Annotated in this window: 19 protein-coding genes and 4 pseudogenes; 7 read left to right on the top strand and 16 right to left on the bottom strand. The window is 59.8% G+C overall.

The features are described from left to right. Positions 1–80 precede the first annotated feature (80 nt). Positions 81–614, bottom strand: a complete 534-nt coding sequence (locus ACFQJB_RS08145; protein WP_379726023.1) for a type 1 glutamine amidotransferase domain-containing protein — start codon at positions 612–614, stop codon at positions 81–83. A gap of 109 nt (positions 615–723) precedes the next feature. Here ACFQJB_RS08145 and ACFQJB_RS08140 point away from each other — a divergent pair, with 109 nt between their 5' ends. Beyond that, entirely contained in the window at positions 724–1,410 is a 687-nt protein-coding gene (locus tag ACFQJB_RS08140; protein ID WP_379726020.1) for an HAD family hydrolase, read from the top strand. Between the two features lie 10 nt (positions 1,411–1,420). Here ACFQJB_RS08140 and ACFQJB_RS08135 read toward each other — a convergent pair. Next, positions 1,421–2,181: pseudogene (locus ACFQJB_RS08135) on the bottom strand (Nif3-like dinuclear metal center hexameric protein). A gap of 51 nt (positions 2,182–2,232) precedes the next feature. Beyond that, positions 2,233–2,604, bottom strand: a complete 372-nt coding sequence (locus ACFQJB_RS08130; protein ID WP_379726018.1) for a 30S ribosomal protein S8e — start codon at positions 2,602–2,604, stop codon at positions 2,233–2,235. An 89-nt stretch (positions 2,605–2,693) separates the two neighbouring features. On the opposite strand from ACFQJB_RS08130, the gene ACFQJB_RS08125 reads away from it, so the two are divergent. The 3 genes from ACFQJB_RS08125 to ACFQJB_RS08115 all read left to right on the top strand — a co-directional run bounded on the left by ACFQJB_RS08125 (position 2,694) and on the right by ACFQJB_RS08115 (position 3,997). After that, positions 2,694–3,149 carry a DUF2240 family protein gene (locus ACFQJB_RS08125; protein ID WP_379726015.1) on the top strand — a complete coding sequence of 152 codons (456 nt, stop codon included), beginning with the start codon at positions 2,694–2,696 and terminating at the stop codon, positions 3,147–3,149. Between the two features lie 54 nt (positions 3,150–3,203). Next, positions 3,204–3,590, top strand: a complete 387-nt coding sequence (locus tag ACFQJB_RS08120) for a hypothetical protein (RefSeq protein ID WP_379726012.1) — start codon at positions 3,204–3,206, stop codon at positions 3,588–3,590. Positions 3,591–3,772: 182 nt separating this feature from the next. Then, positions 3,773–3,997, top strand: coding sequence for a hypothetical protein (locus tag ACFQJB_RS08115; protein ID WP_379726009.1), 225 nt, complete (start codon positions 3,773–3,775; stop codon positions 3,995–3,997). A gap of 249 nt (positions 3,998–4,246) precedes the next feature. On the opposite strand, the pseudogene ACFQJB_RS08110 reads toward ACFQJB_RS08115, so the two are convergent. Further along, positions 4,247–4,905: pseudogene (locus tag ACFQJB_RS08110) on the bottom strand (HAD family hydrolase). A gap of 89 nt (positions 4,906–4,994) precedes the next feature. On the opposite strand from ACFQJB_RS08110, the gene ACFQJB_RS08105 reads away from it, so the two are divergent. Further along, complete coding sequence (locus tag ACFQJB_RS08105; protein ID WP_379726006.1) at positions 4,995–6,275, top strand: DNA double-strand break repair nuclease NurA; 1,281 nt, start codon at positions 4,995–4,997, stop codon at positions 6,273–6,275. On the opposite strand, the pseudogene ACFQJB_RS08100 reads toward ACFQJB_RS08105, so the two are convergent. From ACFQJB_RS08100 to ACFQJB_RS08085, 4 genes and pseudogenes are all read right to left on the bottom strand, one after another. Then, positions 6,272–6,612, bottom strand: a pseudogene (locus tag ACFQJB_RS08100) (hypothetical protein). The gene ACFQJB_RS08105 and the pseudogene ACFQJB_RS08100 sit on opposite strands and share 4 nt — an antisense overlap. A gap of 62 nt (positions 6,613–6,674) precedes the next feature. Beyond that, a pseudogene (locus tag ACFQJB_RS08095) lies at positions 6,675–7,582 on the bottom strand (alpha/beta fold hydrolase). Between the two features lie 54 nt (positions 7,583–7,636). Then, the gene (locus ACFQJB_RS08090; RefSeq protein ID WP_379726004.1) at positions 7,637–8,125 is read right to left on the bottom strand and encodes a hypothetical protein; all 489 of its coding nucleotides are present in this window, start codon (positions 8,123–8,125) and stop codon (positions 7,637–7,639) included. Between the two features lie 91 nt (positions 8,126–8,216). After that, entirely contained in the window at positions 8,217–8,525 is a 309-nt protein-coding gene (locus tag ACFQJB_RS08085; protein ID WP_379726001.1) for a hypothetical protein, read from the bottom strand. A 94-nt stretch (positions 8,526–8,619) separates the two neighbouring features. Here ACFQJB_RS08085 and ilvD point away from each other — a divergent pair, with 94 nt between their 5' ends. Beyond that, entirely contained in the window at positions 8,620–10,365 is a 1,746-nt protein-coding gene (gene ilvD, locus ACFQJB_RS08080) for a dihydroxy-acid dehydratase (RefSeq protein ID WP_379725998.1), read from the top strand. 136 nt (positions 10,366–10,501) lie between these two features. Here ilvD and ACFQJB_RS08075 read toward each other — a convergent pair whose 3' ends face one another. From ACFQJB_RS08075 to ACFQJB_RS08065, 3 genes are all read right to left on the bottom strand, one after another. Continuing rightward, positions 10,502–11,299: a hypothetical protein gene (locus tag ACFQJB_RS08075; protein ID WP_379725995.1), complete on the bottom strand. Its 798-nt coding sequence runs from the start codon at positions 11,297–11,299 to the stop codon at positions 10,502–10,504. Positions 11,300–11,392: 93 nt separating this feature from the next. Continuing rightward, complete coding sequence (locus tag ACFQJB_RS08070; protein ID WP_379725992.1) at positions 11,393–12,919, bottom strand: hypothetical protein; 1,527 nt, start codon at positions 12,917–12,919, stop codon at positions 11,393–11,395. 24 nt (positions 12,920–12,943) lie between these two features. Then, positions 12,944–13,321, bottom strand: a complete 378-nt coding sequence (locus tag ACFQJB_RS08065) for a DUF7471 family protein (RefSeq protein WP_379725989.1) — start codon at positions 13,319–13,321, stop codon at positions 12,944–12,946. A gap of 143 nt (positions 13,322–13,464) precedes the next feature. On the opposite strand from ACFQJB_RS08065, the gene ACFQJB_RS08060 reads away from it, so the two are divergent. Beyond that, on the top strand, positions 13,465–13,974 hold the full coding sequence (locus tag ACFQJB_RS08060; RefSeq protein WP_379725986.1) for a winged helix-turn-helix transcriptional regulator: 510 nt from the start codon (positions 13,465–13,467) through the stop codon (positions 13,972–13,974). On the opposite strand, the gene ACFQJB_RS08055 is transcribed toward ACFQJB_RS08060, so the two are convergent. The 5 genes from ACFQJB_RS08055 to ACFQJB_RS08035 form a co-directional block, all read right to left on the bottom strand. Continuing rightward, positions 13,975–14,238 (bottom strand): DUF7385 family protein, encoded by a 264-nt coding sequence (locus tag ACFQJB_RS08055; protein ID WP_120102261.1) that lies wholly within the window; start codon positions 14,236–14,238, stop codon positions 13,975–13,977. A 38-nt stretch (positions 14,239–14,276) separates the two neighbouring features. Further along, entirely contained in the window at positions 14,277–15,209 is a 933-nt protein-coding gene (locus ACFQJB_RS08050; protein ID WP_379725983.1) for a thiamine-phosphate synthase family protein, read from the bottom strand. Between the two features lie 539 nt (positions 15,210–15,748). Further along, positions 15,749–15,940 carry a DUF1922 domain-containing protein gene (locus ACFQJB_RS08045; RefSeq protein ID WP_120102266.1) on the bottom strand — a complete coding sequence of 64 codons (192 nt, stop codon included), beginning with the start codon at positions 15,938–15,940 and terminating at the stop codon, positions 15,749–15,751. 712 nt (positions 15,941–16,652) lie between these two features. Next, positions 16,653–17,531 (bottom strand): hypothetical protein, encoded by an 879-nt coding sequence (locus tag ACFQJB_RS08040; protein WP_379725980.1) that lies wholly within the window; start codon positions 17,529–17,531, stop codon positions 16,653–16,655. 664 nt (positions 17,532–18,195) lie between these two features. Further along, positions 18,196–18,975, bottom strand: a complete 780-nt coding sequence (locus ACFQJB_RS08035) for a hypothetical protein (protein WP_379725977.1) — start codon at positions 18,973–18,975, stop codon at positions 18,196–18,198. Positions 18,976–19,079: the final 104 nt, after the last annotated feature.

The raw sequence follows: 19,079 nt of genomic DNA, 5'->3' as shown, positions 1-19,079 counted from the left end.
GTGGGGTCGTCGTCTGTCAACTCTTCCGTGCAGTGACCGATCATGCTATCAGAAGCCCGATGGCCTCGTTGCCATCGCCTCTATGATGAGTGTTCGGCCAGTGTCTCCACCAGCACGCGGTTGTAATCGGGGATATCCGCGACGACGCGGCCCCAGACGATGTTGCCGTCCCGAAACGCCGGTTCGTCGACCCAGTTCGCCCCGGCGTTGATGAGGTCGTCTTTGATCCCCTGCGATCCCGTTGCGTCCGAGCCTTCGACGATGCCGGCGGAAATCCCGACCAGTCCGGCGTGACAGATCAGGCCGATGATCTTGCCGGCCTCGTGGGCTTCCCGGACAAGCGCACACACCGACTCATCGCGGCGGATCTTGTCGGGTGTCCAGCCACCAGGTACCAACACCGCATCAACAGCCGTCGGGTCGATGTCCGCGGCGGCGACCTCGGTTTCGGCGGTGAGCCCGCCGCTTTTGCCTGTATACTCGACGCCGGCCTCTGTGCCGACGACATCGATCGCTGCGCCTTCCTCTTGCATGCGCATGTAGACGGCCCAAAATTCGAGGTCTTCGAAGCCCGGCCCGACCAACATGGCGATATGTGTGTCATCAAGTTTCATCTGTGACCACTGTCCCGATATAGCTCCTATCTCGGCATAACCTTTTGTCCCGATCCGATTCCTGGCTCGCCACAACACAAATATAGCTGCCCGCCGTAGCTTTCGGTCGATGGTCACCGACGAGTACGACTTCTGGCTATTCGATCTCGATGGCACGATCATCGACGCGGAGTGGGGGTATATCCGCGATATCTTCGATCGTGTTGGCCAGCGACTCGACCGTCGGTTCACCGATCGGGAAGCCGAGATCCTCTGGCATGGTCTCGGTGGCCCACGAAACGCAACGCTGCAGGAGTTCGGTGTCGACCCTGATCCGTTCTGGGCGGCCTTCCACGAGATCGAAGAGCCACAGCAGCGCGCGGAAGCGACCTACCTCCACGACGACGCCGCCACGTTGCTTCGGACGATCACTGACCGATCAACACCGGTCGGCCTCGTCACCCACTGCCAGGAGTTTTTGACGACCCCTGTGTTGCAGCATCTCGATATCGCCGACTGGTTCGACGAGGTCGTCTGCTGTACTGACGAGCTGGGCTGGAAGCCCGATCCCGACCCGGTACGGCAGGCGATGGCTGGATTGGGCGTCGACGACGACCACCACGGCGCGCTCGTCGGCGATGCGGCTGTCGACATCGGCGCGGCGTGGAACGCCGGCCTTGATGGCGTCCATGTCGAACGCCACGGCCACGACACCCGCGGGCGGTGTGTCCTCGGCGACTATCGCGTCAGAACGCTTGAGTCCTTGCTGGCCGCACCGGCGACTGATGGCGGTGTCGACAACGTGGCCGACGAGTAAGCGCCGTCAGTCAGAGCCCTGTCGGGTGGCTGTGATAGCTTGTCGTTAGCCCCCACTCCTCGGCGAGGGCCTGGAGTTGTTGGACGCCGCCGGTCTCGGTGGCGTAGTGGCCGGCCAAGATGACGTTGATGCCGGCCTCTCTCGCGCGATGGTAGACCTGCTGTTTGCCCTCGCCCGTAATCAGCGTGTCCGCGCCAACCTCGCGGGCTTCATCTAGCCAGTCCGTCCCGCTGCCGGTGACGATGGCGACCTGGTCGATATCCTCGGACCAAAATCGAGTACCTGCAGGTCGTCGGCTTCGAGTTCGGCTTCGAGCGTCGCCGTCAACTCCGCCCGTGTCAACGATGCTGGCGCGGCCCCCTGCTGGCCGACGGTGACCGGCCCCATCGAGCCGAAGGGGTCGGTCTCATCGAGATCGAGCAGGTCGGCGAGGACGGCCGCGTTCCCCAGCGTCTGGTGGCCGTCAAGCGGGAGATGCGAGACGTACAGCGCGATGTCGTTGTCGACGAGGGCGGCGATCCGGTCATACTGGCGGTCGGTGACACGCTCGATCCCGCCCCACGAGAGCCCGTGGTGGACGACGAGGACATCGCTGTCAGCGCCGGCCGCGGCGCTGATCGTCGCCTCGGCGGCATCGACAGCAAAGGCCGCATGCTCGACGGTCGCGTCGGTCGGGCCGACCTGTAGCCCGTTCGCGCTGGCGTCGACATCGCTGTAGGCATCGGTGGCAAGACGGTCGTCAAGTCGGCTGACGAACTCGGCGAGTTCCATATCGGTCTCTCGGCGTGGGCCGGCTTGTAAGCGGCGAAAGAAGAAACCCCGTTAGTCGAGGGCGACGGCGTTGACCTGGCCGACTTGGCCGGGTCGGGAGGTGACACGGGCCTGGCCCTCGCTGGTCTCGATAATTGCGCCCTTGGTGATGATGTTTCGGCGGGCGTAGTTGACGTTCGCCGGGTTTTCGACGACATCCTCGATTTCGACCTCGATCGTCTCGCCGCCGTCGGCGAGCTGGGCGACATTCGTCGAGAGGGCTCGCAGTTTGTCATCGGTGCCACGGGCGTCGATGACGCGGAATCGTGGGTCGTCGACGGTTGTCTCGGCTGGTTCGCGTCCGAGCTGGTGTCGTTTCTTCTTGCTGGCGTGCTTGAGTCGGCCGCCGGTGCGTTTCCGCGCCGAGCGTCCCTGATCTTTCATACCCATCACAACCCCCAGCAGCTACTTGAATCGCTCGGAACGCCCCCGGAGTCGCAAGCGTTAGGTTCCTCTCGCTGTCTCCCTTCGCTATGAGCCTGCAGGTCGCTGTCGCGGTGCCGTTTCGGCAGGAGGGCACCGACCGGCTGGGCGAGGGGGCCTTTGTCGTCGCGCTCTCGCTTGACCGGGAGTGGTTCTCGCCGGATCAGGCCAAACGGCTGGTCGATGTGGCGGTCGGCCGCGGCCTCTTAGAGAAGGTCGATGGTGATCTCGTGGCCACGTTCGATCTCGATGCCGTCGATATCCCGGCGGACTACACGCCCGACACCGATATTCTCCGTGAGCAGTCGACCTTCGAGCAACTCTTAGATCGCATGACCGACGCTGGGATGGCCAAACAGGAGGCTGTTGCCGCCGCCAACGAAACCCAACGCCGCCTTGGAATCACACTTGAGGCGGCGGCGGTGCTTGTCGCCACCCGCGAGGGGATCGATGTTGCTGCCGCCGCCAACGCGGTTCGGACAGAGCTGGCGACCGACGATGAGTAAGCCCCGCGGCCAGCAAACACGACCCATTTGCGTGTGGATCACGCATTCGCAGCTATGGTACAGGATCGCCTCCGCGACGGCAAACGCATCGCGCAACTACTGGCCAGCGAACTGACCGGCGACCAGTCCGCCCTCGCCACTGTTGTTGTCGCCGACGCCGACCCGGATGTCGAGGCGACCGACGAGGAGCGTTCGCCTACCGTGTCGTTCATGTCGCCGACAGTGCCGCCCTTACGACTGACGACCGCGGCCGACCGACGCTCGCCGCCGATTCCGCAAGCGATGTCGACGCCGAAACAACCGAGATTGCGACCGTCTCTGTCCAGCCAGCACGTGCCCAAGTCAAGTTCAGTGTCGCGGCTGATCGCGCTGCCGAGGCCGCGACGACGGCTGCTCTCGATGTTGGATCGACTGTCGATGTTGACGACGACACCGCACTGATCAGTATTACCGACGGCGTTGACGCAAAACGGGTGATTCCGGTCTTCGAGGCTGTCGTCACCGCAGTGTCGACGACCGCAGAGTAAGTGGCGGCTGTGCGTCACCTGCCCCCAACCGCAGTACATACAAATCGAATGGGTCGAATCGTTTGGCCAGCGGTGCGGACTACCCAGTGGTGAGCTATGACACGATACATTCGGACTGCCGACGACGGGCGAATCACCGACACACAAACCGACCAACCCGCGGGCGACGACTGGATCGAGATCTCTGAGTTGGCGTATCTCAGCGATGCCGCGCCTGATGGCCACGAGGCGATCCGGTACTACAAGCCCGAGGCCGAGGAACCGGCCGACGGCTGGGGGATCGAATCTGAGACGCTCGGCAAGCAGTTTGTTGAAGCATAGACCGCCGACGCTGTTGGCTCAAACCGTGCGTGCTGTCGCTCGGCGTGTTGAAACCGCCCGGCCGTGGATTATGGCAACACCGGCGTGTGCCGATGTGGGTTCGTCCTCCGGGCAGACAGGACGACCACCATAACAATTCGAAACCGGTTATATAAACCCTGTAGGCGACGACACGACTTGCCAGTAGTATCTGTCGTCAGCTGAACAATACTGTTGGCGTCGTCGATCGGCTGACTGGTTACGATGCTCTCAGAAGGCGGCGAGTAGTCCCGGAAGATCGGCGGCAAGCCGGTCGCGCTCGATGTAGGCATCGGCTCGCGGATCCTTCTGTGGGCCACCGTCGAACAGCACTTGAATGGTGTGGATACCGACAGCGTCGGCACCGGAGATATCCTCGTCGGGTGTATCGCCGATAAAGATCGTCTCCTGGGGGTTGTTCCAAGTGCGTCCAACAGCGCGTCGAAGGCGGCTGCATCGGGTTTCCCCGCGTCGAGTTCGCCGGTCACGAGTGTCGTATCAAACAGCGGCTCCCAGTCGAGATACTCAATCTTTGATCGTTGGGCGCGAACTGGGCCATTCGTGAGAAGGCCAACACGGTAGTCAGCCCGAAGCTCACGCAACAGGGCTTCGGCATCGGGGATCGGCACGAGGGCGTTGGTGACAGCATCACGGTAGGCGGCGGCCAACTGGTCGGGATCGGTCTCTGTGGTATCGTCGGCCAGCAACTCGGCGAAGATCGGCGCGCGGCTGTCTGTCGTGAGGTGATTGCGGTGGGCTTGAATGTACTCGCCTCGGGAGATCGGCGGCGCGTCGGCTTGCTCGACAGCCTCCGCCAGTAGCGTCTCCCGGTCGCGATCAGGCACCGCGAGCGTATAATCGAGGTCGAAGGCGACCCCGCGTATCGACATGGATGGTCGTTCTGGCTCCAAGGGTATGAGGCTAGCGACACCGGGGGCTGACCACCGTTCTTTTCACGATCCCTCACCCCGGTAGGGGTATGACACTTGATCCGATCCACGTCGACGCCATCGCCCGGCTTGCGGGATCGGTCGCCGACTCGGTCGACGACAGCGACCACGACGATGTCGCCGAAACCGTCTGGGAGTCGTGGCTCGATCCGCTTACCGACGCCCGCGGCCGCACCGTGGTCGAACCGCTCGGCGAGCAACAGCGGGCCCGTGTCGCTATCGACGATATCGCGCTGGCGGAGCGACCGTTTCCGACCGTCCACGGCATCGACTCGGGGACGATCAACCCGACCTCGTTCAAAAATGGGCTCGTGCTGGATCTCGCCCACGCCGCGATGGCGGTCGATCCGTCGGATCTTTCGATCCATCGCGCTCGGACGATTGTCGCAACTGTCCACACGAACGACCGCACCCGATCGTTGGACTCCGACTGGGTGTCCATTGACGAAGGCCACAGCCAGCGGCGCGTGATCCGCGCGCCACAGGTCAACCGATATGCGGAGGCGGTCGTCCACGCACTCTCGCTGTATCTCGCGGAGGGACACCACGCCAGAAAACACGCCAACACGGTTGAGGATCTCCTCTTACTCGATGGGCCACTGTATCCAAAAGAGATCCTGACGTGGCGAGATCGCAACCCCGAACTCGACGCGCTGACCTATGAGGCGCGTCCGAAGAACGTCCTCAAAAATTACGTTCGGCTTGTCGAACGGTTTGTTGAGGAAGGAACCCCGATTGCGGGGTTCGTCAAGAACCCCTCGGCTCGTGTGATCACCGGTGCGCTCGCCGACAAAGAGGTTGGCTTTGACGCGCCGTGGCCTGACGATACCGGCTTCTTCACGCGGTTGCTCGAACAGCAGGTTGACGACACTGGATCGGCTGTCGAAGCCGAACCCGGAGCGAACCGCCGTACAGACGAACTTACCGTCACCTCATGGTTCATCTCTCGCGGCGGGCCTGATGGCGCAATGGCGGCTGACGGCGACGCCCTTGGTGTCGAGAGAACACTTGAGCCCGAATGCTACGAGGTGACGTTCTTTGTGATCTACGACCCCCGAACCGACCTTTGTTACAAGGTCGAAGCTCCCTACGCGGTCAGTCGTGATCCGGAGACGCGCCAGCAGCTTCAAACGCAGATTCTTTCGGAGGTAGCCGCTGAACGCGGGCCGCCGACGGCCGTCGATAAAGCCGACGAACTCGCCAAAATCAGCGCTTCGGAGAAGGCAGCCCTCCGTAGGAAGTTCGAAACCATCCTCCACAGCGAACAACAGTCAACCCACGACAAACGCCGCTGGGGAGACGAATATTAGTCGACTGTTGGTTCGGCGGATTCGACCTCGACATCGACGGTGTCGCTGTCGACGCCGATGCGGACGAACTGCGTGACGACGTGTTCTTTGGCCGCCTCGACGGCCTGCTCTTTGTCTCGAAGCCGCGCGGCATCGGCGACTCGAAGGCGATCCGCACCTCCTCGCCGTCGACCTCGATCGGCGAGCCACCGCTCTCGACCGCATAAAAGGAGTCACAGACCCAGACGTAGGGCGCGTCGGCGTTTGGGGTGCCCTTGTAGCTCGGTGGCTCCTCGCCGCGCTCGAAGACCGTGCCCGTGAGATCCGTCCCGCCGCCGTGACCGCGCACGAGTAGCATACCCGATGTTACGGGCTCAACTGTAAAAAGCAGGCCGTCGGCCACTATGTTCACACCGGTCACTACATCGTCGCATCGAGATGTGCCAGCAACGCTTCGGCCGTTTCTTCAGGTCGCTCATGCAGTACCCAATGCGTCGCTGACGGAAACGTCACCAACTGCCCCTCCTCGCAGTAGTCTAGACTCTCCTCGGCCATCGTTGATTCCAGAAATTCGTCCTGCTGTCCCCACATGACGAGCGTCGGCACCGACACCTGCTGTTGTGGCGGCCGCGGTCGATACCGCCCCATCGCCCGATACCAGTTGATCATCGCGGTTACCGCCCCCGGCTGTGTCCACGCCTCGTGGTATCGCCGAAGATCCGTCGCCGAGAACGTCCCGGGGCGACTGCTCTCGGTCAGTCCGCGCTGCAGTGCCCGAAAGTCGTTGGCAGTCGCAATCGTCTCCGGCAGCACCGGGAGCTGAAACGCAAACATGTACCAGCTTTTCCGCAGTTGTGAGAGACTGCGCCGGAGTGTGTCCTCCATCACCGTCGGGTGCGGCACGTTGACCGCGGTCAGCGACGCGATCCGCGCAGGATGACTGAGCGCGAGCCACCACGCGACGGCCGCCCCCAGTCGTGGCCCGCGACCGCCGCAGTCTCACGGTCGGCATCGTCGATAAGGCCGATCACATCGGCGGCCAACTCCTCGATGTGGTAGCTGGCGACACCGTCGGGTTTGTCGCTGCGGTTGTAGCCGCGCTGGTCGGGGACGACGACGCGGTAGCCGGCATCGGCCAGCGGCTCGATCTGTCGATGCCAGCCGTCCCAAAACTCCGGAAACCCATGCAGTAAGATTACGAGTGGCCCGTCTTTGGGGCCAGCCTGTCGTGTGTGGAGCCGAATCCCGTTGGTCTCGACGACGACCGATTCGCCCGGCCGGTCGTCACCTCTGGCGGTTGCTGCGTCCGACCGTACAGAAGCGTCCATACGATACCAACGGGCTGGACTGCGTAATACCTGCTGCCGGCGTGCGTCAGTGACTCACTCCGACGATGGCGTCAACAGTTCCTCGGCGTCGAACTTCTGTTTCTCATAGAAGCCACGCCCCTTCAGCCGCGGGACGGTGTGGGTATGCAGCGTGTCGCTGTCGAGATCATACAGCAGCGGAAAGACGTTTGTTCGTCGGTTGGCGACGGTGAACTCCTCGGTGGCAAACTCGATCAACTCCGCGTCGGGTGAGGCCCGCGGGTAGACGATGTAGCCAAAGAGATTCTGGAAGGAGCCGTCGGTCGGCGGCGAGGCCGAGCCGACAAGCGTTCGGAAGGATTCGGTCGTCGTCTTGACGGTCTCAGGATCAAGCTCGAGATCCTCGTTGATCGTCACGTAGACCTTTGTTCGGCCGATCGTCGGATCTTCGTCTTCCTTGTACCACACCGGATCGAACGGGTTTGCCTCTTCGGGCGGCAGTGGGTCGTACTCGTGATCTACCACCTGCGCTTCGACGTGATCACGATACTCGTCGATGTCCATGTGACGTACTCTGTGGGTCGTTGTATATGTTATTCGGTATCCGAGTGCGGCCCACCCAGTTGCGGAGTTAGCTCACGTCTCCCTCGCGTGTTCAGGCGGCCGCCCGCATCGACCACACAGCCAACAGCCCGAGTAGTACCGCCGGTACCAGCGGGAGGATCAGAAACGTCGCAAAGAACGGCAACCCCGCGGCAGCCGGGATGGCTGGCCGGAGATAGATGAGTCCAGGTACAACTAAGAAACAGGCCACGACACCGGCGACCAACACCCAGCCGTGTCGATCGAACCCCTCGCCGTCTGGTTTTTCGTCTGCGCCTACCTGCGTCACATCGCCATCGGGCGCATCCGACTGGCGGACTGGATCGTTGGCCGTGTCGTCCCCACCGGCTTCGGAACTCACTGTCTGTCGTTTTTGCCCGGCGGGCAAAGCCCTCACGGTTCGACACCACACCGCATGCGAGCAGTTTTAACACATCCGGGGGCTACGAGAGCGTATGAGCAAACAGGAACCCAAAGCAGAGTCGGGGAAAGACCCGGAGTTGCGGAGCAGCGAAGTCACCGAGGGCGTCGATCAGGCTCCCTCACGGGCGATGTTCCGCGCGATGGGGTACGACGACGCGGATCTCTCCTCGCCGATGGTCGGCATCGCCAACCCGGCCGCCGACATCACGCCCTGTAACGTCCATCTCGATGATGTCGCCGACGCAGCCTACGAGGGTGTCGACGACGGCGACGGCATGCCGATCGAGTTCGGGACGATCACGATCTCTGATGCCGTCTCGATGGGGACTGAGGGGATGAAGGCCTCACTCATCTCCCGGGAAATGATCGCCGACAGCGTCGAACTCGTCTCCTTCGGCGAGCGCATGGACGGCCTCGTCACTATCGGCGGTTGCGACAAGAACATGCCGGGGATGATGATGGCCTCGATCCGAACCGACCTCCCGAGTGTCTTCCTCTACGGCGGGTCGATCATGCCCGGCGAGCACGACGGTCGGGAGATCACCATCCAGAACGTCTTTGAGGGCGTCGGCGCGGTCGCCCAAGGCGAGATGGAGGAAGACGAACTCGACGAGATGGAACGCCACGCCTGTCCCGGTGCGGGCTCCTGTGGCGGGATGTTTACCGCCAACACGATGGCCTCGGTTTCCGAAGCCTTGGGCCTCGCCCCGCTCGGCTCGGCCGCGGCCCCCGCCGAACACGAGAAACGCTACGAGATCGCCGAACGCGCCGGCGAGATCGCCGTCGACGCCATCGAGAACGACCGCCGTCCCTCCGACATCCTCTCGAAGAAGAGCTTCGAGAACGCCATCGCCCTGCAGGTCGCCACCGGCGGCTCGACGAACGCGGTGCTGCACATCCTGGCGATGGCCGCCGAGGCTGGCATCGACCTCGATATCACGGAGTTCGACGAGATCTCTCGGCGCACACCAAAGATCGCCAACCTCCAGCCCGGCGGCGAGCGCGTCATGAACGACCTCTTCGAGATCGGCGGCGTCCCGGTCGTCCTTCGTCGCCTACTTGAAGCCGATCTGATCCACGGCGACGCGATGACCGTCACCGGTCGCACGATCGCCGAGGAACTCGCCCATCTCGAAGAGGAAGGACGAATTCCCGACGACGACTCTATCGACGCCGACTATCTCTACACCGTCGACGACCCCTACTCCGAGGAGGGCGCGATCAAGATCCTCACCGGCAATCTCGCGCCGGACGGCGGCGTCCTCAAGGTGACCGGCGACGACAAGTTCCACCACGAGGGCCCCGCTCGCGTCTTTGAAAACGAGGAGGACGCGATGGCTTACGTCCAAGAGGGTCACATCGAATCTGGCGACGTGATCGTCATCCGCAACGAAGGGCCGAGCGGCGGCCCCGGCATGCGGGAGATGCTCGGCGTCACCGCCGCGGTCGTCGGCGCGGGCCACGAGGACGACGTGGCCCTGCTGACCGATGGTCGTTTCTCGGGTGCGACTCGCGGCCCGATGATCGGCCACGTCGCGCCCGAAGCCGCCGACGGCGGCCCCATCGCGCTGCTCGAAGAGGGTGACACCGTCACCGTCGATATCCCCGAACGGGAGCTGTCGGTCGACCGCTCTGAGGAGGAACTCGACGCCCGCCGCGAGGCGTGGGAACCACGCGATCCAGCCTACACCAGCGGCGTCCTCGGCAAGTACGCTCGCGACTTCGGCTCAGCCGCGAAGGGTGCAGTGACGAACCCCGGACTCGTCGACAACGACTGAGTCGGTCGTTGTGTTTGCTGGGTCGATCAGGCGCGGTGGGCGTGCATGAGTGCGAAGTGTGCGACGATCGCAGAGGGGCCGACAGCGATCGCCAGAAGCGCGCCCTCCCCAAGCAGGATGTACAGCAGTGGGCCCATCAACAACATCGACGCGCCAACCCCACCGATAATGAGCCGCTCGCTGCGATCGATCCGATCGGGGTGCCGCTCTCCGCAGCCATCCTTCGGAGCCGCGGTGCAACTTCCGGAGCGACCGCCGCGGGCACGGCAAGCAGATGTGGGCCTTTGTACCACTGTTTTCCGCGGTTTGCGAAGACAAACAGGCTTCGACCGAACAGCTCACCCCTCCGAATCTTCACCGTGTTGTCGAGTGAACGACGCTTCGTTCGGTTCGGTTGCTCCCGTTCGATAACGCCAGCTTCCGGATCGACTGTCGTGGTCATCCCCCAGTTGTTCTGGACGAGCAGCGATGCAAACACCACCGTCAGCTGTATCGCGTAGAGTCGTTCCTGTACACCGGTGAAAACCCACAGGACTCCGCCACCGATGGCAGCACCACATCCGACCCAGCCAAGCCGAATCGACGACCACTCCAACTGTTGACGCAGTTGATGGGTATCGGAATCGACTTCCTCAGCAGCCCAGTCCCGCGCGTGAATGATAAACGGCGTCAACACGAACAGCACCACCCCAAGGGTCAACACGACATCAACCGATATTTCGCCAACGAGAGCTGGCAGCGATCGGCCAATCAGCAGACATCCGACGCCACCGAGCCCGAGTAGTCCCCCGATCCCGACTGATCGGAGACGATTCCAGTTGCCGGCCGTCGTTTCCCACGAGATCGCGCTGTCGGCTTCGGCGTGTCGGTCGGCCGGCTGCTCATCCGCCGTGGTAATGGTGCTCTCGCCGGAGTCCGACGCGACTGAACGCATTCGCGGTATGCTATCGTGTTATCCGCCAAGTAAGTTCGGTTGGCGACCGTTGCTGCAGACGGGCCGCCGTCACGATGCAGCTACTCGTTGTCCTCACCACGTTGCAAACGAGTCGTGTTGGTGAGACAGCCGGTTGTACGTCGTCTGCATTTCGGTAATCGCCGCGGCCAGCGACGCGCCGTCTGATAGTGCGTCCGCCACCTGTGTTTTTTTCCACTGGCTCGGTGTCATCTGTTGCTCCCAGCGAGCCCGGATCGGTGCGATGCGGTCGGCGGCCTCGGTATCGCTGAGCCCCTGTTCGCGAAGCCCACGCTCGGCGAGTGTGAATACCTCACTGTAGATCACATCGTGGTCGGTCGTTTTCTCGCCGTCGGCGGTCACCCAGTGTAACTCGGCATCGAGCCCATTGTCAACCGCATCGTAGAAGCTGGTTTCTGCCGCGTCCCACTGCAACGCCGTCAGCGGGTGCTCGGCGGCAACAAGCCCGCGCAACAGGCCGACGACCAGCCAGTGCAGCGCGAGGGTGTCCTCGACGGTCGGTTGTGTTGGCAGCGGGCGGTATTCGATCCGAAGCGTTCCCTCGCTGGCCGGACTCTCGTCGGTCTGCGTGCTGGCGTCGTCGCCAACGATCCCACGCACCCACCGCCAGTAGGTGCCGTATTTGTGTTGAAACTCCCAGTAGGGGTCATCACGGGTCGCATGCTCCCATTCGTGGAGAAACGGCCCACATGTCCAGTCGTCGACAACGCGATCGATGATGTCGGTCGGTGTGTCAATATCGGCTGGACAGCCGGCCTTCTGATAGCCGGCACTGTTGACCGTTCCCTCGAAGACCGGCACCCGGAGCTCGTGTGGTGTGGCTTCGATCAGTTCCTCGGGGTCGTCGACCGCGGTGTACAGATCGGCTGGGAGAAACGGCGAGTTGGTTGCCAGCGCCACCACCGGCCCGAGCGTCCGGATGGCGGCGTTGAAATATTCTGGAAACGCTGCTGCCGCGGGGATCTGAAGATGCGGCTGGATCGAGGTCGTCAGCGACTCGACGAGGATTGTTGGAAATGACGCGTCGGTGCCGGGGACGGACAGCGGGATTGTACCGCCAGCCTGCTCGACGAGTGCGTTATCGATCGCCTGGTACCGTGGCTTTGGCTGCATATTCTCAGCAATAACCAGCCCGTCGTCTTCGCTGACCGCGCCAAGATACGCTTGACTCCCTTCGATCGGTGGGATCGTCCACATCCCATCGAGTATAATTTGATGGTCGGCGTCGCCAGCGGCCGCCTCGTCGCGAATGTCGTCGATAGCTGTCCGCAACTCGGTGGCTTGTGCGGTGAGTCCCGCAGGGTTGAATGGCTGTGGTGTGCTGTTGAGTTCGATGTTGTGCCGGCCGATCTCCCCGGTGCGACCCGAAGCCGCAAACAGCGTTTCGGGCACCGTTGTTAGCTTTCCGTCATCATCGACGGCGTAGCATTCCACCTCAAGCCCGACTGCGAACCCCTCGCCATCGAAGTCGCCATCGTGGATCGCCGCCCGGAGCGCCGCCGCCTGCTCGTCTACCCGCCGGTCGAACGTCTCGCGGGTGTCGGCAGCAAGTGCCTGTCGAACCATCGCCCGGTCGTCCATACCCGGTGGTTCGTGGCTCCCCTGTTAGGTGTTTGGTCGCCGCTCCGCGCTCGTTGTTGTCGTGCTATCGTAGACTGCTGCCAACAGCAGGATGGCGATCAGGGCGTCAAGCCCGTGTTCGAGAAAGTGGTGGCTGCCGGGTGACAACAGTCCGCGAAGGGTCAACAGCCCGGCGACCGACCGGGAGAGCAACGCCGCCAGTACTGCACTGATGAGCAGATACCGGCGGCTCCGACGGCGGTATGCGACGATCAGACTCAGCCCGAACAGCACGGTCGTCACCCCTGCGGCGGTGAGCAAGACCCACGAGAGAACCTGCTCGCCACTACCAGCATGCAACAGCGGTGGCGACGCCAGCGACGGGGTCGATGCAGGCGGCACACCCACCGGTATCCAACCCATTAGGGTCGTTTACCGTTGCTGTCTTCAAATCGGTTGTGGCTGGATGATGAAATGTTGGTGGCGATCGCTGTTCTCACTCAGTGGGAAGCTATCTGGTATACTTGTAGTCGTACCAACTACAGTGTTGTGAGGCGAACACACCCATGACAACCACGCGGGAGCAGATCAAAACCCACGTCACCGAGCATCCCGGCGTCCACTTCAACGAGATCGGCCGGGCCCTCGACATCGCAACCGGACAGACACAGTATCACCTCCGCCGGCTGATGAATGATGACGCGATCGACTCCCAGTCACTTGTGGGACGCACCCACTACTATCCTGCCGGCTACGAGCCCTGGGAGCAACGCGCCCTCGCATTGCTGCGCCGGGAGACAGCCCGCGATATTCTCCTGACACTGCTGGAAACCGGCACGCAATCCGCCCCGGCACTCACCGACGAGATCGGTATCGCCCGCAGCACGCTCTCGTGGCATCTTTCGAATCTGGCGGACGCCGATCTGATCGAAACCGAGACCGTCGACGGCGAGGTTCGTGTCACCCCGCGTCGCCCGGAGCGACTCGCCGACCTTGCTCGCACCGTCTCGCCGTCGCTGCCGAGTCGGTTTGTCGATCGGTTCGAACGCCTTGTCGACGACGCCCTGGTCGGCTGACTACTCGTGGGTAAAGAGGAACGCCCGATCGTCGTCGCTGACGGAGACACAGAGATCCATCACCTCATCCAACGATAGACTGCTCTCGGGGCCTTTTGAGGCGATGAGGTAATCGAAGGGCTCCTCACAGACGGGACAGGCAATCGCGGTGGTGTTCTGATAGGTGGCGATCATCTCGTTGTCCCGCCGCGGCGTGAGGTAGTTGACGAGTTCGGTCAGTGGTTCGTCGGACGGATCGTCTGGATCGGCGGGCTCACTGTCCATGCGAGTACTAGCCACGGCCGCGAAAATAAAGACTCCGCTCACCCAGATGAGTCGGCGGTCGCTGTCACCGCCGCACGCAGCGTCGCCACCGCGTCGGTCGCATCGTCGCCGAAGACGTAGGTGATCGGTTCGATCCCGAAGGCCCCCTCGTGGTAGAGTACCTCGGGGGTCGGCTCAGTCGACGCCAGTAGATCGGTGAGCCGTTCATATCGATCCTCGTAGCCGGCCTCAAATTCGGCTGTTGACAGTCCGGCCGCGGTGAGGGCATCCAACAGCGCGTCGCTCGTCTTGAGGTTGAGCGCGCCCCGTCGCTCGGGGGCGACGGTGCCCATCGCCAACACAGCGGTCGCAACGTGTTCCGAGGCACCGAACTCCGGGTCGGCTGGGACGTTCGCCTGCCCACCCATGGCGTGAATTCGTCCTGGCACGGCCGCCACATCCGTTGTTCCCTCAGCGTCGGGCATCGCCATGGCGATGTTGGTACCGACGTTTGGGATGTGGTCGACGACCGCCGCCGTGTTGGCAAACGTTCGCACCGCGCCCCGGACGTTTCGCAACACCTCCCGTTCGGTCTCAACGCGGGGATCCTGACCGCGCACACAGAGGTCACAGCCGAGTCCTTGGAGGGATGGCATCTCTGCTTCGTGCACCGCACAGATCGGGCCACGATCCTCGAAGGATTCGATCAGTTCGAGCAGTTCGGCGAGGGCCTCGTACTCATCGACGCTGCCGTCGGCGAAGCCGCTGGCGATATACTCGATGGTCGCCTGCATCTCGGCGTTGTCGGCGAATCGCGGGTCACCGGACTGCTCGCCGCTGAGATACTTGCTGACGGCAGCCTGTGAGAGGCCGAGTTTGTCGGCGATCGTCTGCTGGGAGCACCCCTCGGCGGCGAGTTCCCTCGCCAACATCGCGCGGGCGGTCGGCAGAAACCGCTCGACGACGATCTCGCTGGGCAGCTGCAGCGTCACGGCGGCCCCACCCGCCGATCGGCGTCATCTCTGCGTGTCATAGCTAACCATTCCGGGCAACGGCGTATGTAGCTTTGGCGATCATGACATGGCGTCGATGTCTGTTGCTGTGGTTGTGTCCGATCCGAATCTTAGTGGCGTTCACTTTGTCTGGGTGTCGAGACCGCGTATAACGTGCCTGTCACACCACGCAACACAATATTCCTGTCCGAGGGATATTACTACATGTTCCGCGACACGGACACCCCATACTGTCTACGCGGGACGTATCATAGTCATCACACCGTCTGGATCACTGGCCACCGTTCCACCGTGGCCTTTCAGGAAACTTCGATAGCGGCTGCTCTTCGTCGGTGGACTGCTGGCGATGTCAACACGGATACAGTACCGACACACAGCTCCCAGCAAATCGTCAATCCTGCTTGTCAGGCCTCATACAACCGCACACCCCACAGACTGGCATCGATTCACAAGCGGGGGTGGAGAATCAGCAGTCGAGCCACCAGTTTGCGCGATAAAACTCTGAAACCGATAGGTGGCTACTCAACCAGTATCGGGGCTACTGTCTCCCCTTCATCGGTTTCAGTAACTGCCAGCACCCTCCCGCACTCACAGCTCACCCGTTTGTGTTGTGTATCTGCGTCGAGCCACCTGCCACAGCCGCACTGTACGTGGATCGTCGTCGCCGCAGATTCGGGATCGGCTTCGGATTGTGGCTGTTCTGTTCCCATACTAGTACCCTAACCGTTCACAGGGATGAGACTATGCGCTTGTCTACCAAGCTGCTTATGTCACCTGAGCCGAGGGCGGAAACGTCGATAGCAAACGCGTCTGAATCGCGCTCACATCTTCTTGAGGCTCTTGCCTGCTGAGCAAAACAACGGTCAGATAAACGATATTGTGACTAATTGGCGTGCAAGATGGAACGCGCGTATCTTGCAGCCGATTGCTGCTGAATTCCCTGTAAAGCAGATATGCGGATTGAACGAATAATTGAACGGTATAAATCCGTAGGGGAACTATTAATTGGCTTAGTTTACGACGGTTCTGCGCTGCCAGAGATACACTCCGCCAGTGATCAGTGATCAAATTATTTTCTCTAAGACTTTCACAAGTAGTTTTATTAGAGGTTTCTCATACAATACAGATACCGTCTGACCTCTTCCGGGCAGGCGGAATCCGCCACCTTTCCGGGCAGGCGGGTTGAACAGTCAACGCACGTTGACACTGGTTTGGTATCGCCTGACCCCGTCTTACAGGCGGGAAGGCGGTTTTCGTGGAAGGCTCTTACCGAAGATAGCGAAACAGGCTTGTCGGATTTCTATTAGGATAGGTATTGCAAGATGGAGTGCGCGAATACAGTACCTCACCTCCATTTGTGAGGGGACTGTAAACGGTGTTCCCACAGTTGAAAGGTGGTCTCATAGCTATACAACGGCGGACTTATCCAATGCTGTGTCTTCCACGCATCTCATTTAGCGTGTCTTGTTGGATGTCGCTAGCTCCTGATTCAAGCTCTTCAAGCACTGATCGGGCGTTTCGGAGTTCTTCGTTAAACGCTTGCAGCTCTGAGGCTGCTTCAGTGAACACATCATTCGCTGTGCCGTATACCGTCTCAACCTCATCGGTTAGATCAACCTCATTTGATCTAAATTCGCCCGAATTATTCGCAATAGTCTCAGATATCTCTGCAAATGAAGAGAGATCTTCCTGTAGATTGTTGCTTCTTGATTCTAACTCATCGAGATTTTCTAGTGCCTTCGCAATATTGGTAGCGAGTTGATCAAGTTGGTCGCCCTGCAGAGTTTGCGCTTGGAGTTGGTTCCGAATCAGTCGTAAGCTATCCTCAAGCGTTTCTGTGACGCTTGAGATAAGAGTGCGCCAGTCTCTTACCTCGTGCAGTGATGTCTTGACCGCTTCATCGAAGGCCTGCGCTGAAGAAAACAATCCCGTTGCGATTTCCCACGCCGAGACAGGACCGATTTGTCGGTTTTTCATCGTCCTAATTAACTCATCAACCTGTTCAAGAGTAGTTTCCACCTCTTGAAGGGTTTGCTCGGTTTCTATGGCTGTCTCTAAGAAGGATTCAACTGGATCTAACCTACTTGTTTCAAGTTCTTCGAGTTGGTGAGCCCATCCAACAATTAAACCAACACGAATGGCGTCAGTCTCTGATTCGATTTCTTCCGGAGGCAATCCGGCATCTCTAATCAGTTGTAGTTCCGATTCTGTGAGCGTATTCCGAGCTGCCTCCGGCCATGGTTCGCCCTCTCTGACTTCATTACCACCTAAACAACCGCCCGCAGCGATGAGACTGACCACGCTGAATCGTCTCAAGAATCTTCGTCGGTGATGAAATCTCTGCATAGTGGTATAGAATAGATATGTTGTTAATAATATTACCTGCTGCATGGATCCTCTGTATTGGTCACTCTACGATCTATCGAGTAAGTGATGATATGTCGCGGAGTCTTTCATGACATAAGGTGTTTCACCCCTTAGTGGCGAGCCAGTTGGAGAGTAAGTTGCCGGGGACTAGGTGGGATGCACATCGCCCCTCTCAGAGCATGACGAACGAGAGGTTGCCTACTGACTAACCAAAATTTGATCGAATTCCCCACCTTTGTTTGTTAGCACACAAAATTTTGATCAGGATCAGTGCTTACTTTTTGATCCAATAATCAGAATAGCGATACTGGTACCACATACTGTCCACCCACTGAAGCCGAGCCCTGTTGTGTGATACCACGCCCATTGGACTCGTATGCCTGAGTTTCATCCACAGGAGTGGATCACGATTGTCGAAGCGTTGTCGGTATACAATCTGTAGCTTGGGACAAAGAGTGCGTAAGGTTACACGCTCGGTAGTGTTTAAGCAGGTAGAAATGAACTACTGTGTTGAGAGACGAAATTACCGATACTGGTTGACTACTCCACGAATCATAAATATAGAAGTGTGCTGTTTATAAAACTATAATTTGTCATACTAATATTTATATATGCGATAAACACCCAATAATATCAACAATATGCCACAGATATTGAGTACACCGACGAGCGGTAGGATATTTCCGAATGGTAGAAACACTCCTCCAACAATTGGAACAGCAGTTGTTATCGCCGTCAAACCAATTCCTACAAGGAGAACAGACCACGTTCGTTTTGTTGCTTCTGGATTAGTATCCGCAGACTCAGTATCTTTTGATGACTTGGATGGTGCTGTATCAGATTCAATTTCAGGGGTAGTGGCCCCCTGAGAATCCTTTTCTGTTTCTGTAGCAGTATTTGGGGCTGGTTCGTACACTGCATTTTGCACACCACACTCGGTACATATCTCAGTATACTTAGATATTATTCCGCCGCAATTCCGGCAGTATACCTCATCTGAACCCAGGGATTCATCATTTGTTTGGCTCCCTGATTCCGTTGAGTCCTCCTCACTAGTTGCAGAGGTATCAAAGGCTGATAAGGAATTATTCTCTGGTTGGAACGTAATCTCGGATTCAGTGACGATGACAGTGATTTCATCTATGTTCTCATCGTTTTCGTATTGCTTGGCAGACCTGGGCCCATCTTCGATGTTAACCGCAATTTCAAATTCGTCTTCTGGCAGATTGGTGAACTCCGTTTTATCTCCAGGCGAAATCTGATTACTTTGATCGAACAGAACAGTCCCATTCGATTGGCACCCAGTAACAATGGTTTGCGAAGATTCGGCTTCATTTTTAACCAGTAGGTGCGGCGAATCGTTTGCCTCTGTGGCCATAGTCCAATTGAAAAAACCAGACATATTAAAATATCTCCTTTACTAATTTTTGCGAATAAATAAAGATAAAATTCACTCAGTGATATTTTGCTCGGTTGGTTTTA

The organism is Halonotius sp. GCM10025705, from assembly GCF_042662885.1.
Taxonomy (GTDB): domain Archaea; phylum Halobacteriota; class Halobacteria; order Halobacteriales; family Haloferacaceae; genus Halonotius; species Halonotius aquaticus.
Note: the sequence above shows the minus strand (reverse complement) of the source record. Positions and strands in the feature narration are given on the sequence as shown.

Coding starts and splice junctions, on each gene's coding strand:
- ACFQJB_RS08145 (WP_379726023.1), bottom strand. CDS start 614: ATGAAACTTGATGACACACATATCGCCATGTTGGTCGGGCCGGGCTTC.
- ACFQJB_RS08140 (WP_379726020.1), top strand. CDS start 724: ATGGTCACCGACGAGTACGACTTCTGGCTATTCGATCTCGATGGCACG.
- ACFQJB_RS08130 (WP_379726018.1), bottom strand. CDS start 2,604: ATGAAAGATCAGGGACGCTCGGCGCGGAAACGCACCGGCGGCCGACTC.
- ACFQJB_RS08125 (WP_379726015.1), top strand. CDS start 2,694: ATGAGCCTGCAGGTCGCTGTCGCGGTGCCGTTTCGGCAGGAGGGCACC.
- ACFQJB_RS08120 (WP_379726012.1), top strand. CDS start 3,204: ATGGTACAGGATCGCCTCCGCGACGGCAAACGCATCGCGCAACTACTG.
- ACFQJB_RS08115 (WP_379726009.1), top strand. CDS start 3,773: ATGACACGATACATTCGGACTGCCGACGACGGGCGAATCACCGACACA.
- ACFQJB_RS08105 (WP_379726006.1), top strand. CDS start 4,995: ATGACACTTGATCCGATCCACGTCGACGCCATCGCCCGGCTTGCGGGA.
- ACFQJB_RS08090 (WP_379726004.1), bottom strand. CDS start 8,125: ATGGACATCGACGAGTATCGTGATCACGTCGAAGCGCAGGTGGTAGAT.
- ilvD (WP_379725998.1), top strand. CDS start 8,620: ATGAGCAAACAGGAACCCAAAGCAGAGTCGGGGAAAGACCCGGAGTTG.
- ACFQJB_RS08075 (WP_379725995.1), bottom strand. CDS start 11,299: ATGCGTTCAGTCGCGTCGGACTCCGGCGAGAGCACCATTACCACGGCG.
- ACFQJB_RS08070 (WP_379725992.1), bottom strand. CDS start 12,919: ATGGACGACCGGGCGATGGTTCGACAGGCACTTGCTGCCGACACCCGC.
- ACFQJB_RS08065 (WP_379725989.1), bottom strand. CDS start 13,321: ATGGGTTGGATACCGGTGGGTGTGCCGCCTGCATCGACCCCGTCGCTG.
- ACFQJB_RS08060 (WP_379725986.1), top strand. CDS start 13,465: ATGACAACCACGCGGGAGCAGATCAAAACCCACGTCACCGAGCATCCC.
- ACFQJB_RS08055 (WP_120102261.1), bottom strand. CDS start 14,238: ATGGACAGTGAGCCCGCCGATCCAGACGATCCGTCCGACGAACCACTG.
- ACFQJB_RS08045 (WP_120102266.1), bottom strand. CDS start 15,940: ATGGGAACAGAACAGCCACAATCCGAAGCCGATCCCGAATCTGCGGCG.
- ACFQJB_RS08035 (WP_379725977.1), bottom strand. CDS start 18,975: ATGGCCACAGAGGCAAACGATTCGCCGCACCTACTGGTTAAAAATGAA.